The sequence below is a fragment of the Nocardia sp. NPDC047654 genome (assembly GCF_043205035.1).
GTDB lineage: Bacteria > Actinomycetota > Actinomycetes > Mycobacteriales > Mycobacteriaceae > Nocardia.
Genome location: NZ_JBIDDF010000001.1, coordinates 1,529,681 through 1,545,491 on the forward strand (window position 1 = coordinate 1,529,681; position 15,811 = coordinate 1,545,491).

At 67.6% G+C, this 15,811-nt stretch carries 12 protein-coding genes; 8 read left to right on the plus strand and 4 right to left on the minus strand.

Annotation, left to right across the window (positions count from 1 at the left end; translation table 11 throughout):
* Positions 1-19: 19 nt before the first annotated feature.
* From ACGF7Y_RS07240 to ACGF7Y_RS07250, 3 genes are all read left to right on the plus strand, one after another.
* On the plus strand, positions 20-340 hold the full coding sequence (locus ACGF7Y_RS07240) for a DUF4286 family protein (protein ID WP_062968935.1): 321 nt from the start codon (positions 20-22) through the stop codon (positions 338-340).
* A 12-nt stretch (positions 341-352) separates the two neighbouring features.
* Complete coding sequence (locus ACGF7Y_RS07245) at positions 353-1,798, plus strand: aldehyde dehydrogenase (RefSeq protein ID WP_393230278.1); 1,446 nt, start codon at positions 353-355, stop codon at positions 1,796-1,798.
* A gap of 118 nt (positions 1,799-1,916) precedes the next feature.
* Positions 1,917-2,612, plus strand: a complete 696-nt coding sequence (locus ACGF7Y_RS07250; protein ID WP_393230281.1) for an MBL fold metallo-hydrolase — start codon at positions 1,917-1,919, stop codon at positions 2,610-2,612.
* An 81-nt stretch (positions 2,613-2,693) separates the two neighbouring features.
* On the opposite strand, the gene ACGF7Y_RS07255 is transcribed toward ACGF7Y_RS07250, so the two are convergent.
* On the minus strand, positions 2,694-3,725 hold the full coding sequence (locus ACGF7Y_RS07255; protein ID WP_393230283.1) for a DUF2293 domain-containing protein: 1,032 nt from the start codon (positions 3,723-3,725) through the stop codon (positions 2,694-2,696).
* A 276-nt stretch (positions 3,726-4,001) separates the two neighbouring features.
* Between ACGF7Y_RS07255 and ACGF7Y_RS07260 the strand changes: the two genes are divergently transcribed.
* From ACGF7Y_RS07260 to ACGF7Y_RS07275, 4 genes are all read left to right on the plus strand, one after another.
* Complete coding sequence (locus ACGF7Y_RS07260; protein WP_393230286.1) at positions 4,002-5,099, plus strand: YihY/virulence factor BrkB family protein; 1,098 nt, start codon at positions 4,002-4,004, stop codon at positions 5,097-5,099.
* 569 nt (positions 5,100-5,668) lie between these two features.
* Positions 5,669-6,841, plus strand: a complete 1,173-nt coding sequence (locus tag ACGF7Y_RS07265) for an aminoglycoside phosphotransferase family protein (protein ID WP_393230289.1) — start codon at positions 5,669-5,671, stop codon at positions 6,839-6,841.
* A 231-nt stretch (positions 6,842-7,072) separates the two neighbouring features.
* Positions 7,073-8,326, plus strand: coding sequence for a cytochrome P450 (locus ACGF7Y_RS07270; protein WP_393230292.1), 1,254 nt, complete (start codon positions 7,073-7,075; stop codon positions 8,324-8,326).
* Positions 8,327-8,844: 518 nt separating this feature from the next.
* Positions 8,845-9,213, plus strand: coding sequence for a VOC family protein (locus ACGF7Y_RS07275; RefSeq protein WP_393230295.1), 369 nt, complete (start codon positions 8,845-8,847; stop codon positions 9,211-9,213).
* Positions 9,214-9,326: 113 nt separating this feature from the next.
* Here ACGF7Y_RS07275 and ACGF7Y_RS07280 read toward each other — a convergent pair whose 3' ends face one another.
* From ACGF7Y_RS07280 to ACGF7Y_RS07290, 3 genes are all read right to left on the minus strand, one after another.
* Positions 9,327-9,518 (minus strand): DUF3072 domain-containing protein, encoded by a 192-nt coding sequence (locus ACGF7Y_RS07280; protein ID WP_393230298.1) that lies wholly within the window; start codon positions 9,516-9,518, stop codon positions 9,327-9,329.
* A gap of 61 nt (positions 9,519-9,579) precedes the next feature.
* Positions 9,580-10,893 carry a uracil-xanthine permease family protein gene (locus tag ACGF7Y_RS07285; RefSeq protein WP_393231018.1) on the minus strand — a complete coding sequence of 438 codons (1,314 nt, stop codon included), beginning with the start codon at positions 10,891-10,893 and terminating at the stop codon, positions 9,580-9,582.
* Between the two features lie 304 nt (positions 10,894-11,197).
* A complete protein-coding gene (locus tag ACGF7Y_RS07290; protein ID WP_393230301.1) occupies positions 11,198-15,346 on the minus strand; it encodes a TIR domain-containing protein in 4,149 nt (1,382 codons plus the stop codon).
* Between the two features lie 249 nt (positions 15,347-15,595).
* Here ACGF7Y_RS07290 and ACGF7Y_RS07295 point away from each other — a divergent pair, with 249 nt between their 5' ends.
* Positions 15,596-15,763: a DUF4236 domain-containing protein gene (locus ACGF7Y_RS07295; RefSeq protein WP_084466474.1), complete on the plus strand. Its 168-nt coding sequence runs from the start codon at positions 15,596-15,598 to the stop codon at positions 15,761-15,763.
* Positions 15,764-15,811: the final 48 nt, after the last annotated feature.

Consider the following 15,811-nt stretch of genomic DNA (forward strand, 5'->3'; position numbering starts at 1 on the left):
TCACGCCAGGAGAAGGCACATGCCCACCGGAATTCTCTTCGTCGAATCGCGCCCGAACTCGGCCGAGGAGGCCGCCGCCTACCACGACTGGTACGAGAACACCCACCTCGCGGAGATGTGCGAGCTCGACGGCGTCGTCTCCGCCCGCCGCCTCGCCACCGTCGACGGCGACCCCAGTTACATCGCGCTCTACGAGATCGAGGCGAGTGACCTCGAGGCCGTGCGCGCGGCGCTCGGACAGAAGTCCCGCTCCGGGGAGATGTCGGCGCCGGTGGGCTTGCAACTCGATCCGCCGCCGGTCGTGCGGCTGCTCCGCGACATCGCCGCCTACCGGCCCTGACCGGACGGTCCGATGCGTGAACACACCGGCCTGTTCATCGGCGGCGAATGGCGTGCCCCCAGCACCGACCGCACCCTCGAGGTGGTCGCACCGCACACCGAAACGGTGATCGCGCGGCTCGCGGCGCCGGACGCCCGCGACGTCGACCTTGCCGTGGCCGCGGCCAGGGAAGCCTTCGACCACGGCCCGTGGCGGGGCTTCGGCGCCGATGAACGCATCGGCATCGTCCGCGACCTCGCCGACCGCTACGCCGAGCGCGAGGACGAACTCGCCCACCTGATCACCGCGGAAATGGGCGCACCCCTGCGATTCTCGCGCTCCGCGCACGCTCGGCTCCCCGGGGTGATGATGCGCTCGCTCACCGACATCGCCGCGAACTTCCCGTGGGAGGAGACCCGGCCCGGCTACTTCGGCGCAGGCGTCCTGGTCTGTCACGAACCCGTCGGCGTCGTCGCGGCGATCGTGCCGTGGAACATGCCGATGTTCCTCACCGTCGCCAAGCTGATCCCTGCGCTGCTGGCGGGATGCACCGTGGTGCTGAAACCCTCCCCGGAGACACCGCTGGACGCCTACCTCATGGCCGATCTTCTGCGGCACAGCGGTATTCCGCCCGGAGTGGTCAGCATCCTGCCGGGGGACCGTGACATCGGCGCCCATCTCGTCGCCCACCCCGGCGTGGACAAGGTGTCCTTCACCGGCTCCACCGCCGCGGGACGGCAAGTCGCCGCCGCCTGCGCGCCTGCGCTGCGCCGGGTGAGCCTCGAGCTGGGCGGCAAATCGGCGGCGGTGGTGCTGGACGACGCCGATCCAGGGCGGGTCGCCGACGGTATGAGAGTGGCCGCGCTCATGAACGGCGGTCAGGCCTGCGTTGTGCAAGCGCGGATCCTGCTGCCCCGCAATCGGTATCGGGAGTACGTGGACGCGCTCAGCGAGATGGTGTGGGCACTGCGCGTGGGCGACCCGTTCGACGAGGCGACCGACATCGGCCCGATGGTGTCCGAACGCCAGCAGGCCCGGGTGCGCGACTACATCGACACCGGAATCCGCGAGGGCGCGCGACCGGCCGTCGGCGGCACGGACATGCCGGTCGGCTGTGACCGGGGGTGGTACGTCCGCCCTACTCTCTTCACCGAGGTCGACCCACAGATGCGGATCGCCCGCGAGGAGATCTTCGGCCCCGTCCTGACCGTCATCCCCTACACCGGTGACGACGAGGCGATCGCGATCGCCGACGACACCGACTACGGATTGTCGGGCTCGGTCTGGTCGAGTGATCCGGACCGGGCGCTCGCGGTCGCGCGCCGTATCCGCAGCGGAAGCTTCGGCATCAACCAGGCCTACAGCATGGATCCCGTCGCACCCTTCGGCGGCGTCAAGGCCAGCGGCATCGGCCGCGAGTTCGGCCGCGAGGGTCTGGCCGGATACCTGACGACGAAATCCGTGTCCGGTGTCGGATGAGATTTCCACCGCCCGGACCGAAAGCCGCCGCGTAACAGATTGTCGATGCCGCGGTGTTGTCTTTCTGCCTGAAGCGGATCGAGCGGGTATCGCGGCTTGTCGCGGGTAGCTTCGCCGTGTGGAAATCGTGCCTGTGTCGCCCCGGCTTTCGGCGCTGCGGTTCGCCGAGGTGAACGACCTCAACGTCTATGTGTGGAACGACGGCGCGGAGGTGACGCTGATCGACTGCGCGCTGCCCGGCGCGGCCGAAGAGATCGGACAAGGTCTCGGTGCGCTGGGCTTCACCGCTGACCGAGTGCGGCGCGTGATTCTCACCCATGCCCACGACGATCACATCGGGTCGGCGGCCGATCTCGCGGAGTGGGGAGCGGAGATCTGGGTCCATCACGCCGACGCCGATATCGTGCGGGGCGAACGTCCGCAACCGGCGCCTGTGCTGCGCGACTGGGAACGTCCGATCGCCGACGCCCTGGAACTGGGCCCGTCTCCGCGCCCGGCCCCCGTGCATCGCGAATTGCGCGATGGTGAGGTACTCGACTTCGGCGGCGGAGCGAAGGTATTGGCCGTCCCCGGCCACACGGAGGGCAGTGTGGCGTTGCATCTGCCGCGTCATCGCGTGCTGTTCACCGGCGACACACTGGCCAATGTCCGTGGTGTCACTATGCCGGGTGTGTTCAACCTGGACAGCGCCGCCGTCGAGGCAGCCGCGCACCGGCTGACCGAGTTGGATGTCGACATCGTCTGTGTGGGCCACGGCGACGTGTTGACGGCAGAGTCCCTGCAAGCGTGGCGGAGTCGGCGATCGGCCGGTTGACACGCTGTACGCGGCTCCTCGGTCGGCATACCGAACGGTAGGGCGGGCGGCGGTCCCGCTCGTCGGGTGACGCGCCGCGCCTCAGCCGCGCCAGGTTTCGAGCACGTGGTCGACGGTGGGGCGGATGCGGGCCCTGGCCTCACTGCGCGGGACGCCGGTCATGAGGAGGTGGTCGTAGTCGGTGTCGCGGTGGCGGATGGAGGCTATGACGGCGAGGGTGAGCGCTTCGGGGGAGAGGAGTTTGGCTGCGGCGGTGCGGCCTACCCGGCCGCTGCCGCGGGCGGCGGCGTGTTCGGCGATCTCGGCGGCACGATCGGTGGGGCAGCCGGGGAACAGCCGTTGGATTTCGTCGGACATGCGGGCGCGGTATTCGACGTCCTGGGCGGCGCGGCGGACGCGGTCGCGCTCGCGGCGGCGGGCGCGGGCATCGTCGTCGGCCAGGCATTGCTGTTCGGCGCGGGTCAGGGCGGCCTCCTCGACGAGGATGCCGAGCCGTTCGTAGCGCTTACGCCGCTGGTTCAAGCGCACCACGACGGCCGCGAGGGGGCTCTCCTTCTTGGCGCGTCGGCTCAGCGCCGCGTTCCCGGCGGGCAGGAACTCCAGAAGGTCGAGGTCCGAGCACGTCAGGCACAGCGGTCCGGCGGCGGAGGTGATCAGATACGAGCCGGTTTCGGCGCACTCGGTGCAGGTCCACGGCTCAGCGGCCTCGACTACCGTCAGATCCGGGGCACGGTTCTGGCGTTGGACGACCTGTTCGCGCTGCGCCGGGGTTAGCTTTCCCGACAGCCAGTGCACCCGGAACATCTCGTCTTCGCCGCTGTCGACGAACCGCAGCGCCTCGCGATCGCGCCCGCCCGACAGATACGAAGCTGTACTCGCGGTGAGGTCGTGCTCGCGGGCCCATTCGCTCAACAGTTGCGCCGCATCGTGCATCCGCCGCGCGTCCACCGCCGTCACTTGCTCCAACGACCGCACCTGCCCCTGCCGCCAGCGATCGACATGACTGGATCGCACCCACCCCAGAACGGCGAATACATCGACCGCCGACACGTATTTGCGCTGGGCCAGAGCCGCTTCCGCAGCCTCGGCCACGCGCCGCCGCAGCTTGGACACGGGTTCGAACCCTAGCGCACGCCGCGGGTGAGCTCGGCGCTCGGCTGGTGTGGAATCGCGATGGTGCGCGAGGGACAGGTTTCCCCACCGCGTGGTCGGCGTTGCGCCACGGTGCTGCGCCCCGACCGAACGACCTCGGATCTCGGTGACCAGGTCGCCGGAGGCGGCGGGCCCGGTGTTTCAGAACCGCTGCTTCGGGCACCACTCGTTCAGCGCGGAAGTGCTGGCACCTTCACGCGCATGACCGAGAGATGCGTTCGAGCGAGGCGAACCGACATGGCTACAGATCACGGCAGACCGAACCGGCACGAGGACGAGGCTGTCGACTCGTCGAGTACGCGGAACCGCGTCGAGACGCGAGGCCGCGCGACCGATACCGGAGCCCGGCCGGATCTCGACCCGGACGAGCCCGGCAGCCCGGCCGAACTGTCGAAACCATCGTTGCTCGCGGTGGTCAAACGTGCGGGCAAGGAGTTCCAGCGCGACAACTTGACCGACCTGGCAGCCGCACTCACCTACTACGCGGTGTTGTCGATCGTGCCGGGCCTCATCGTCCTGGTTTCGCTGCTCGGGCTGCTGGGGCCGAATGCCGCCGAGGAACTCATGAACCAGGCGCAGCAGATCGCGCCGGGATCGAGCGCCGAATTCGTGCACACGCTCATCACTCAAGCCCAGTCCAACAAGCAGGGCGCGGGCCTCGGGGCGATTTTCGGTCTCGCCATCGCGCTGTGGTCGGCGTCGGGCTACGTCGCGGCGTTCATGCGTGCCTCGAACGTCGTCTACGGCATCGGGGAGGGGCGCCCGATCTGGAAGACCGCGCCGATCCGGCTCGGCGTCACCCTCATCGCGGTGATCCTCCTGGTGATCAGCACCGCCATCGTGGTGGCGAGCGGGCCGGTCGCCCATCAGATCGGCGATTTCCTCGGTCTCGGGAACACCGCGGTGACGCTCTGGAACATCGCCAAATGGCCGGTGCTGCTGGTGCTCCTGTCGGTGCTGCTCGCCATCCTGTTCTGGGCCAGCCCGAACGCCAGGCAAGGCGGGGTGAAATGGATCAGCCCCGGCGGTGTCATCGCAGTCCTCATCTGGCTGATCGTCTCGGTGTTGTTCGCGGTCTACATCGCCAACTTCTCCTCCTACGACAAGACATACGGGTCGATGGCGGGTGTCGTGATCTTCCTCGTGTGGTTGTGGCTGACCAATATCGCGCTGTTGCTGGGAGCCGAGATCAACGCCGAACTCGACCACGGCAAAGCCATCGCCCAGGGATTGCCGGAGGACATGCAGCCCTTCGCCGAACCGCGTGACACCCGCAAACTCGACGAGGCGGAAAAGGACGCGGCGCAGGCCGCGAAGTCCGCTCGGCGCGGGTAAGACGCGGTCGTCTCAGGCGACGCGGACGGACCGGCCCACCTCTCTGCGGTCGCGATCGGGGCAGCCGCCGACCCGGCGATCGGGCGGGACCTGGACAGGATGATCGGCGCCACCTCCGCGAATGGCCGGGGCGGGTACGGGGCGTTGCTGGTGAACTCGCGGGCACTGCGCGCCGCTGGAATGCCCTGACGAGGTCACCGCGGCGCTGCGCGAACTGGCCGAGAGGCCGGCCCGGACAGAACCCGCCGAGGCGCGGCGACTCGGCGGGCAGTGTGACCACTGCCTCCGGGCGGAACTCCCGAGGCTAGATGCTCCCGCCCGAGTTCGGCGGCGGCTTCTCGAGGTCGCCCGCGGCGGGTTCGGCGGCCCGACGGCCCCTCATCCCACGGGTGAGAAGTCCGGTGGGGCTCGTGCGCACGTCAGCTCGGAGCCGTTCTCGCCGAGGGGGTTCGGCAATCGCATCGTCGGAAGGGGCTTTTCGAGAGGATGGGTTACTGTCCTGCGGGCCCGTGCGCCAGGCATCCAGTCGCCCGGGCGGTCGAGTCGTATTCCGGAATCGAGGCAAGCGAATGAACCACAAGCTCTGGCTGCTCGGACGGTCTGTCACGGTCGGTGCTCACATCATGGGCGAGAGGATTTTCCGGCCGAAGGCCCGGGACGTCGACGACGTCCCGGTGTCCGGCGAAACGGTGACACCGCAGTGGCTGACGGCAGTCCTGTGCCGCGATGTACCGGGGGCCGAGGTGCTCTCGTTCGAAACCTCCAACGGCAGCCGCGGAACGTCCACTCGCGTAGCGCTACGCGTGGAGTACAACGACGCGGGCAAGCAGGCGAATTTACCGACCGATCTCTTCGCGAAGACGACAACAGCCTTCTCGCAGCGGATTCTGCTCGGCGGCGGGAAGATGATCGACGGTGAAACCCGTTTCTTCAGGGACTTTCGGCCGCAGGTCGATATCGAGGCCCCGTTCGGCTACTGGGGCGCCGCCGACGCCGGGTCGTGGCGTTCGATCGCTCTGATGGAAGACATCGCCTCGACTCGCGGTGCGCGGTTCATCGAGCCGAACGCCCCGATCGCCCGTGACCAGATCGAAGACCTGGTGCGCAATCTCGCTCGGCTGCACCGCGCCTTCTGGATCCACCCTTCGATCACGGACCTCAAAACCACGACCGAAGCCCTCCAGGCATATCTCGCCGCCATCGACATGAAGAAGCGTTGCGAGGTCGGACTGCGGCGGGCGGAGGAAGTGGTGCCCGAGGCGCTGCACGGGCAAGCGGATCGGCTGTGGGCCGGTGTCGAGCGAGCGATCGACAAGGCGACGAACGAGCTGCCCCCGACCCTGCTGCACGGTGACCCGCACATCGGCCAGACCTACCGAACCGCTTCCGGGCGAATGGGATTCGTCGACTGGCAGGTGGTGATGCGGGGCGGCTGGGCGCACGACTTCGCCTACACCGTCAACTCGGGATGCGAGCCCGAGGATCGCCGGGCCTGGGACCGTGAACTGCTGGCGGCCTACCTCGACGAACTCGGCCCCCTCGACGGCCGGGCCCCGGCCTTCGACGAGGCGTGGCTGGCCTACCGGCAACAATCCATGTTCGCCTACGCGGCGTGGGCGTTCACGATCGGCAGGGCGGTGTACCAGCCCGAGATGCAACCGGTGGAGACGTGCCTGACGCTGCTGAAGCGAATCACCACGGCCATCGACGATCACGATTCGCTGGATGCGCTCGGAGTCTGATAGAACTCTGTTCCGCTGCCCATCGCTGTGTAGCGGCCGGACGGAAGTCCGGCCGCGCGGGACCGAAAAACATTCTGATCAGCACGTTCTCGTGCGCTGACCAGGCTGATGCGTGCGCGCTATACCATCGACCGGTTCCGGCGTAGCCCCGGCGATCCGCTTCTCGCTCGAGCGGTGAGCCGGTATATCAGCGATCGTGCAGTGCATACCGACAGTTTGGGAGTTTGCTTCTTGAGTACACCGCAGTCCGAGGTTCCAGCGCCGTCGTGCCCGGTTGTGCACGGCTCGCCGATCGATTCGGACGACACACGTGTGCCCCTGTATTCGCCCGAGTTCGCGGCCGAGCCACACCGTGCCTACCGCGAAATGCGCCGACAGTACGGGTCTTTGGCGCCGGTGGAGTTGGCGCCCGGCGTACCCGCGACCTTGGTGATCGGCTACGGCACCGCGGTGCGAATCCTCAACGATCCCGAGCACTTCCCCGCCGACCCACGCGCTTGGCAGAAGAACATCCCAGCCGACTGCCCCATTCTCCCGCTCCTGGAGTGGCGGCCCATGGCCAGTCGCAGCACCGGGGCCGACTTCACCCGCTACCGGGGAGCGATCACCGCGAGCATCGATGAGGTGGATCTGTACGCCCTCCACGCCGTCGTCGAGGGACTGGCCGTTCCGCTGATCAACTCCTTCTGCCAAGACGGCAATGCGGACCTGATCCGCCAATATGTGTTCCCCCTCGTATTCGAGGTCGTGAACTATCTGCTGGGCTGCCCGCCTGATATCGGCGGGCAGGTCGCCGCCGGTACCGCTGCCCTCCTCGAGGGTGTCGACGCCGAGAAGGGCAATCAGATGCTCGGGGAGGCGCTGATGAAACTGGTGGCACTCAAACGCGCCGAACCGCAACGCGACATCACCTCGGTCCTGCTCCAGCATTCCGCCCGGCTGGACGACGTGGAGGCGTCTCACCATGTGTCCCAGGTATACGGAACCGGGATCGAATTCGAGCTGAATCTGATCACCAACACCCTGCTGCTGATCCTCACCGACGAGCGCTTCGGCGACAGCTTCCTCGGCGGCAACCTGTCGTCTCGCGATGCCCTCGATGAGGTCTTGTTCAACGACCCGCCCCTGGCGAACCTGCTGATCACCTATCCCCGCCACCCGATCCTCATCGACGGCGTCTGGCTGCCCGCGCACCAGCCCGTCGTCATCAGCATGGCCGCGTGCAACAACGATCCCGCGATCCGTACCGGTGACCTGACCGGCAATCGCTCGCACCTGGCCTGGGGCCTCGGCCCGCACGCCTGCCCGGCGCGATCCTTGGCCTATCTGATCGCGCAAGAGGCGATCGACCAACTCCTCGACGCGCTGCCGGAGATCGAACTGAATCTGCCGGACCGGACACCGAACTGGAGGCCGGGTCCTTTCCATCGGGCACTGACCGAATTGCCGGTCACCTTCCCGCCCACCGCTCCGCTGAACACCTGACAACCGACACGACACCACTACGGTTGTGCCCATCGAGTTCTCCCGTGGGGCGGGGGCGCGGCCGGCGCGGGTCGTCGTCGGGTGCCGGTGACGGTTTGGCATTGCCCAGGCTGAGAAGCCTGTGGGGGCCGATCGCGGTGCGCCGGAGGTTCAATCCATGTCTATACGTAGATATTCGCATCTAACTATATGAGCTGCGCGGAGCCACCCAGGCGTGGGGGATCTTCGCGTCGAAGGTCGGCCGTAGACCCGGCGGCCCGGGCTACGATGTCTGACTACCAGCGGTGTGTACGTGATGATCGGCAGCCGGATGACGCCGAGGGGCGAACTCCCAGCCGAGCGAGGTGATCATCCTGCGTCCGCCCTCCTGGCGACGGCGGGCCGCATCGATGACCTCGCTGGCCGACCGAACTCGCCGATTGCGACGGCGGTGTGTTCGCGACCCCGATCGACTCCCATGGCGACTACGTTCGATTCGATGAGCAGCACCGGGCTGCGATGACCGAGAGGGGCGAGTGATGCTTACCGACAGCAGCGCGTTCAGTGGATTCTCGGTGGACGACATCGAGGCGGCGAGGAGGTTCTACGCCGAGACGCTCGGGATACGAGTCTCCGATGAGAACGGGATGCTCCAGCTACACCTCGGCGGCGGGGGCACGGTCCTGGTGTACCCGAAGCCGGACCACGCGCCCGCGACCTTCACCGTATTGAACTTCCCCGTCCCCGATATCGAAGCGGCCGTCGATGAACTCACGCGCCGGAAGGTGCGCTTCGAACGGTACGAATTCGCCGAGCAGGACGAGAAAGGCATTCACCGCGGAGGCGGTCCGTTGATCGCCTGGTTCACCGACCCGGCGGGCAACGTCCTATCCGTCCTACAGCAGTAGCGTTCCGGACCGCAGGCGCATCCACCTCACCTGGGACTCTCGACGCGCTTCGTCGGTACCCAGGGCAAGCCCGCCGCCCGGAGTCCTGTCCACAATCGGAGGACTCGGCAAGATCAGGCGCCACGGCCGGTGCGCTGCTGCAACTCGTCGATGAGCTGCGACGCCTCGGCCTTGGTCAGCCCCTCGGGCACCTCCTCACCCGCTTCCTGGGCCAGGGTGCGCAGGTAGGAGTCTTGCGGGCCGGTCATCGGTTCGTCGCCGGTGGTCCACTGGTCCGGATCCTTCTCCGGTTTCGACTGTACCATCGTCGCTCCTCACGCTCGACAGAACATGTGTTCGACTCCTGTCTACCCGGGTCGTGGAAATTCAATCACCGGATGAACCGCCGCCGGGTCGGCGGTCCGTCGGTTCCGCCGGCTTCGTCTCGTCGTGCGCGTGGTGGGGTTCGACCGTTCCGCGCCATCGCCCGATCAGCCGCATCGCGTGGTAGATCACCAGCGCGGCGAGGGCCCCGAGGGCGATGCCGCCGAAGTCGAGATCGCCTACTTTCCATGTGAAGTCGGCGATGCCGATGACCAGCGGTATGGCCGCGGTGAACTGGTTGATCGGTGTGGCGAAGTCCACCCGGTTGCTCACCCAGATGTGCACGCCGAGGATCCCGACCAGGCCGTAGAGCGCGGTCGTGACACCACCGAGCACCCCGGCGGGGATGGCTGCGATCACCGCTCCTACCTTCGGTGAGAGGCTGAGCGCGATGGCGGCGGCGCCTGCCACCCAGTACGCGGCGGTCGAGTACACCTTCGTCGCCGCCATCACGCCGATGTTCTCCGCGTATGTGGTGGTCGCCGAGCCGCCGCCACTGCCGGCGAGGACTGTCGCCAGGCCGTCGGCCGCCAGCGCGCGGCCCATGCGCCGGTCGTAGTCGATACCGGTCATCGTGGTGATCGACTTGACGTGCCCGATGTTCTCGACCACGAGTACCAGCACCACCGGCAGGAACATCGGAATCACCGAGAGGTGGAAGCTCGGCGCGTGGAAGTCGGGCAGCCCGACCCATGCGGCGCTCCCGATTGCCGCCGTGTCGACCTCACCGCGCGCGAGCGCGAGCAGATAACCGAGCACGACACTGGCGACGATGGCCAGCCTGCCGAGCAATCCGCGGAAGAGTACGAGACACGAGATCAGCAGGATGAGCACGACCGTGGCCGTGATCGGGTCCTTCTCGAAGTTCGTTTCGGCGGTCGGCGCCAGGTTCAGCCCGATGAGGGCGACGATGGTGCCGGTGACCACCGGCGGCATCAGCGCCTCGATCCAGTGGGTGCCTGCGAAGTGAACCACCACGCCGATGACGATCAGCAGGGCGCCCACCACGACGATCCCGCCGAGGGCCGCACCCATGCCGTCGGAGGCGGTGGCCGCGAGGACCGGCGCGATGATCGCGAAACTCGAACCGAGATAGCTCGGCAGCCGGTTGCGGGTGATCACCAGGAACAGCAGGGTGCCGACCCCGGAGAAGAGCAGCGTCGCCGACGGCGGGAACCCGGTGAGGACCGGCACGAGGAAGGTGGCGCCGAACATCGCCACCACATGCTGCAACCCGATCCCGATCGTGCGCGGCCAGGTCAATCGCTCGCCGGGGGCGATCACACCGCCGGTGCCGACCTCGGTCCACCGGAACATCGGTCCTGTTCGCGTCTCGGGCGTCGTCATGGGAGCAGTGTGCGGCATTCTCGGTCGTCGCGCCGTGTTCACTCACCGGACCTGCGGGCGCGGTTCGCCGTCGGCACGATTCGGTGGGTGGTGCGGAGGGCCGGTCCGCTACGGTCGTCCCGGGTTCGGCTATGCGGATGGCGCCGGGGTGCTATGACGCAGTAGGTGCCGCAGTAGCAGTGACGATGTCGTGGTCGGCGGGTTCGGTGGCCGAAACCGCTCGTGCTGGATGAGTCGGGGGACGGCCCAACGCCGATCGTGTGGAGCGTCGTACTCAGGGCGTGGCAGCGCGCGGCAGACCCGGGCAGAGTTCGGTATACGGGATCGCCTTCGACACGAAGTCGTCCCATTCCTCGGGACTCGGATTCACCGTGAGCTTGGCGCATATCCTCGCCGGATCGGCGGAGTACACCGGCGTCAGCTTGATCGTGCCGTCGACACCGCTCGTGGCGATGGTCTTGCCGTCGGGCAGGAAGACGACGTCGGTGATCGCGGCGGTGTGGCCGGCGACCGGAGCCGCGAGGGGCTGCCCGCTCGGGATGTCCCAGAGACGAATGGTCCGGTCGAGACCGACCGAGGCGAGGACGCGCCCGTCGGGGCTGAAGGCTACCTTCGACACCGCCTCGGTGTGCCCTTGAAATATGGCTGATTGTTTCGCGGAGGCTGCGTCCCACATGATGATTCGACTGTCGGCGGCGGAGGCGATCGTCTTTCCGTCCGGACCGAACGCCGCGCTCTGCATGCTTCCGGTGGTACCCATCTCCAGTGGGCTCGACCGTTGACCGGTCGCGACATCGAACAGCAGCACCGAAGGGACTTGATCGCTGCCTGCGGCCAAGAGACGGCCGTCGGGGCTGACAGTGACGGCGGTACCCATCAGCGGATCCCCGATCGCCGGGGGAGTGTCGAGGCGCTGTCCGCTCTCGACATCCCACCAGCGCCACCTACGTTCGCCGCTGGTCACAAGGCGCGCGCCGTCGGGGCTGAAGGCAACACCCGACAGCACTCCACGGGGGCCGACGAGTGGGCCGCCGAAAAGCTCTCCCGTATCGGCGTTCCACAACCGTGCGGTGCCGTCGACACTCGCGGAGGCGATCCGCCTTCCGTCGGGGCTGAACGCCACCTGAGTCACCGCGCCGGTGTGCCCGGTCATCGGCCTGCCGAACGGCTGTGCGGAACGAACATCCCACAACTGGACGACGCCGTCTTCGCTACCGGACACTATCCGGCTACCATCCGGGCTCACCGCCAGCGCGTCGAACGCCGAACTCTGGTACGCGAACGCGATACTCGCCACATCCCAGATCCGCACCGAACCATCGCGGCCGCCGGAGACGACCTCGGTGCCGTCCGCGCTGAACACCACGTCGGCAACCAGATCGGTATGGCCGGTCAGCGCCGTACCGATCGGTCGGCCGGTGGCGGTATCCCACAGCCGCACCGCGTGATTGGAGTCCGCGCTGACGACACGTCTGCCGTCGGGACTGAAGGACACCGCGACCACCGCGCTGTCACCGTCGCCGTTCCAGGGCACACCGATCTGCTCTCCGGTGGTCGTGTCCCGCAGCCGTAGCGTGCCGTCGGCGTCGCCGAAGATCATCCGGCTGCCGTCCGGGCTGAACGCGATGTCGCGCACGCCATTGACATCTCCGGTCAGCGCGGGGCCGATCTGCCGGGCGGTTCCGGCGTCGCGCAGCCGTATGACGCCGTCACTACGGACAGCGGCGATCGGTTGCCCGTCCGGGCGGAACGCGACTCGCACCACGGCTTCACCGGCCCCGCTGAGCACGGAACTGATCTGCTGCCCGGTTCCGGCATCCCACAACTGGAGGGTGCCGAGGGTTCCGCCGGAGACGATCCGTTGTCCGTCGGGGCTGAACGCCATCTTCTTCACGTCGACGGCCTGGCCGGTCATCGAGCTGCCGCTCGGCTGCGCGGTCACCGCATCCCATAGTTCGATGCCGGTGTTGCGGCCGACCGCGATCCGCTGCCCGTCGGGGCTGAACGCCACCGCCTCAGCCGCCCCCAGCCCCCAGATGAAACGAGGCGGGATTTCGATCTGCACGCCGGACGCGCTGTCCCACAACCGGACCGGTGGCCGACCCGGCCGGGCATCGGGGCCGAAGCTACCGATCCGGCCCGCGCCACCGGTGACGATTCTGGTCCCGTCGGGGCTGAGGGCCAGGCTCGAGATGGGATCGCCGGTCTGGAAGACGGTGCGCAGATGCTTCCGCGCGTATAGCGCGTCGACCACCGCCTTGTCGGTCTGACCGGGGTCGATCGCGCGTGCCGTGAGGATCTCGTGCAGCGCCCGGGTGTCGGGGCTGGATCGGTTTCCGGACAGGACGCTGTCGCTGTCGGTGAGCAGACGCCGGACCACGGCTTCGCGGGTGCGGGCGTCGGCTCGGTCGCTCGCGATATCCGCGCGCCAGAAACCGATTCCCGCGAGTGCCGCCACCGCGGCGGCCACTACCAGCAGTGCCGCGAGGGTGCGTGCCTGTCGGCGAAGAGCGGCGATTCGGTCGTGTTCGCGGTGCCTGCCTGCGAGCAGGAACTCGCGGGTGGGCTCGAGCCGCCGCTGGAAGCCGGGCTTCGCCGAGAGGGTTTCGGCCTCGGTGAGCCGGGTGCCTCCCCACAGCCAAGCCTCGTCGCGCCCGTTGCGGTCCCAGGCTCGCGCTGCTTGCTCGAGACGGTCGGCGGCTTTCAGGTCGTCTGCTTGCTCGAGCAGCCAACCGGCCAATTCCTCCCATTGCCGCAATAGGCTTTCCAGCGCGACCTCGACGACGATCCGGCCGTCACGGTGATCTTTGACGAGCAATCTCTTGTTCACGAAAGCATCGATGAGCGGGTAGCTTTCGGCCGGGAGTTCCGCCCAGCTCGCGATACGGCGCATCGGCTGATCGTTGTCGGGGTTGATCGTCGCCAGCGCGGGCACGAACGCCGACCGGAGCAGCCGCAGTTGTGCTCGCTTGGTGTCGGGATCGGTGGGCAGCAGAGCGTCGATCTCCGTTTGCACCACGCGGTCGATGCCCCCGATAGAGCTGTACTGCTCGAGGGTGAGAACTCCGCCGGAGGCGTAGTCGTCGTAGAGCCGAGACAAGGTCAACGCCAGCAGGGGCAGGGTGTCCGCGCCGTGGTCACCGTCCGCCAAGAGCCGATCCACCAGCTGAGGTTCGATGGTCAACGGCGCGTGCTGGTCGGCACGCGCGGCCGGTGCGGTGATGACCTCTTTGAACTGGGTGCGCGGCAACGGTTTCAACTCGTTGAACACGTAGGTCCGCACGCCGTCGAGCTGGGGCGCGTTCTGCAACTGTTCGTAGCGATCGGTGCGAATGGTGAGCACCGCGATGATCGGCGGCTCTCGCACGGCCTCGTCTTGCGGCGCGACGAGCAACCGGCCGAGCAGGGCAAGGAATTGCTCACCCTGGACACCGGCATCCGCGACGAACAACTCCTCTGCTTGATCGATCGGCAGCAGCAGCGTGGGAGGGGGTGCGGCCCCGTCGTCGAGCTGCCTGTCTCGCGCGGCATGCTGCATTTCGAGCAGCCAATCACGGATCCGATCGGTGTCTCCGGGCAAGGCGGCCTTGATGTCCCCGAGCGCAGGCGCGGTCAGACCCAGCCGAACCCGGGTGGCGTGGATCGCAGCGGCCAAGCCGTGCGCACCGGTGAGCGCGTGCCTTTCCGGCCGCACCAGCCCCAGCACGAGGAACTGCCGGTCCTCACGCATCAACCGCGGCAACAACCCAGCGCGCAGGAACGACGACTTCCCGGTACCCGACGGGCCCACCACGGCGAACACCGACTCCGACCCGGCCGCCCGAATCCCACGCAGGCGATCCAAGCCCTGCCCGATCTGCGCGTCGCGACCGAAATACACCGCGGCATCCACCGCGTCGAACGGTTGCCAGCCGCGATACGGCGACCTGTCCGGCTCATTCACGGGCGGCCAGGGGAAATTCTCGGCGCCGATCCCGGCATCGCCCAACCCGGCCAGCAACCGGCGCAAGCCCTCGGTACGGAACCGCACCGGTTCGGGCGAGCCGTCGACCGGAATCTCCGTGACGGGACCGTCGCCGAACAGATCACAGCGTTGCCACGCGCGGGTGGCATCGAGATCGGTCACCGGTTCCAATGCCGCGCAGTAGATGCGCTTGCCCAGGTTCTCCGCCGTCAGATATTCCGCTACACACTCGGTGGACGCATGCCAATCCCGGGAAGTCAAGCAGATCACCGCTTCACAGCGAGTGATGGCGCGACGCAGCGCATCCCGCCAGCGCACGCCCTGGGGGATCCCCGCCTTCTCGTCCGAGTCCAGGAAGATATTTCCCGCCAGCCCTGGCTGCTGCTCGCCCAGCCAACGCACGAGGGCGACGGCTCGCACGTTGTCCCGACTCGAATGACTCAGGAAGACCCGCGCCATCCCACCTCCACCACGGAGAACCAGTGGCCGTCAACATCATCCAGGCCGTGCGGCTACCCTACCGGCTCGGTTTGCCTACAGCAGGCACCGGTCGAGCGCGGGTCGGGCAGTTCCACGGGGCCGTGGGCGGTCGTGCGATCACACCGCTGCCGTTGCTGCTCGGTCGTCGTTGTTTGGTCTCTGCCGGCCAGGGAAAGTAATGGGAGATAACCGGTTCCGTAGCCGGGGGTCGAGTCAGGGAGGTCGCTAATGCCCATCAAGTACCGTCAGCGTAGATCCTTCGGGCCGCTGAAACTCAATTTCACCCAATCGGGTCTGTCCTCGTGGAGTATCAAGATCGGCCCGTGGTCGTGGAACTCCCGCAGCAAGAAGAACAGTGTCGACCTGCCGGGTCCGCTGAGCTGGCGCCAGCGCTGAGGGGATCGGCGAAAGCCGTTGACGGCTCACCGGTTCGAGCCGGCCGAA

What these genes read in the sequence shown, in the direction of transcription:
- ACGF7Y_RS07285 (WP_393231018.1), bottom strand. Translation starts at nt 10,893, where the DNA reads ATGTTCCGGTGGACCGAGGTCGGCACCGGCGGTGTGATCGCCCCCGGC.
- ACGF7Y_RS07265 (WP_393230289.1), top strand. Translation starts at nt 5,669, where the DNA reads ATGAACCACAAGCTCTGGCTGCTCGGACGGTCTGTCACGGTCGGTGCT.
- ACGF7Y_RS07295 (WP_084466474.1), top strand. Translation starts at nt 15,596, where the DNA reads ATGCCCATCAAGTACCGTCAGCGTAGATCCTTCGGGCCGCTGAAACTC.
- ACGF7Y_RS07260 (WP_393230286.1), top strand. Translation starts at nt 4,002, where the DNA reads ATGGCTACAGATCACGGCAGACCGAACCGGCACGAGGACGAGGCTGTC.
- ACGF7Y_RS07245 (WP_393230278.1), top strand. Translation starts at nt 353, where the DNA reads ATGCGTGAACACACCGGCCTGTTCATCGGCGGCGAATGGCGTGCCCCC.
- ACGF7Y_RS07275 (WP_393230295.1), top strand. Translation starts at nt 8,845, where the DNA reads ATGCTTACCGACAGCAGCGCGTTCAGTGGATTCTCGGTGGACGACATC.
- ACGF7Y_RS07240 (WP_062968935.1), top strand. Translation starts at nt 20, where the DNA reads ATGCCCACCGGAATTCTCTTCGTCGAATCGCGCCCGAACTCGGCCGAG.
- ACGF7Y_RS07280 (WP_393230298.1), bottom strand. Translation starts at nt 9,518, where the DNA reads ATGGTACAGTCGAAACCGGAGAAGGATCCGGACCAGTGGACCACCGGC.
- ACGF7Y_RS07290 (WP_393230301.1), bottom strand. Translation starts at nt 15,346, where the DNA reads ATGGCGCGGGTCTTCCTGAGTCATTCGAGTCGGGACAACGTGCGAGCC.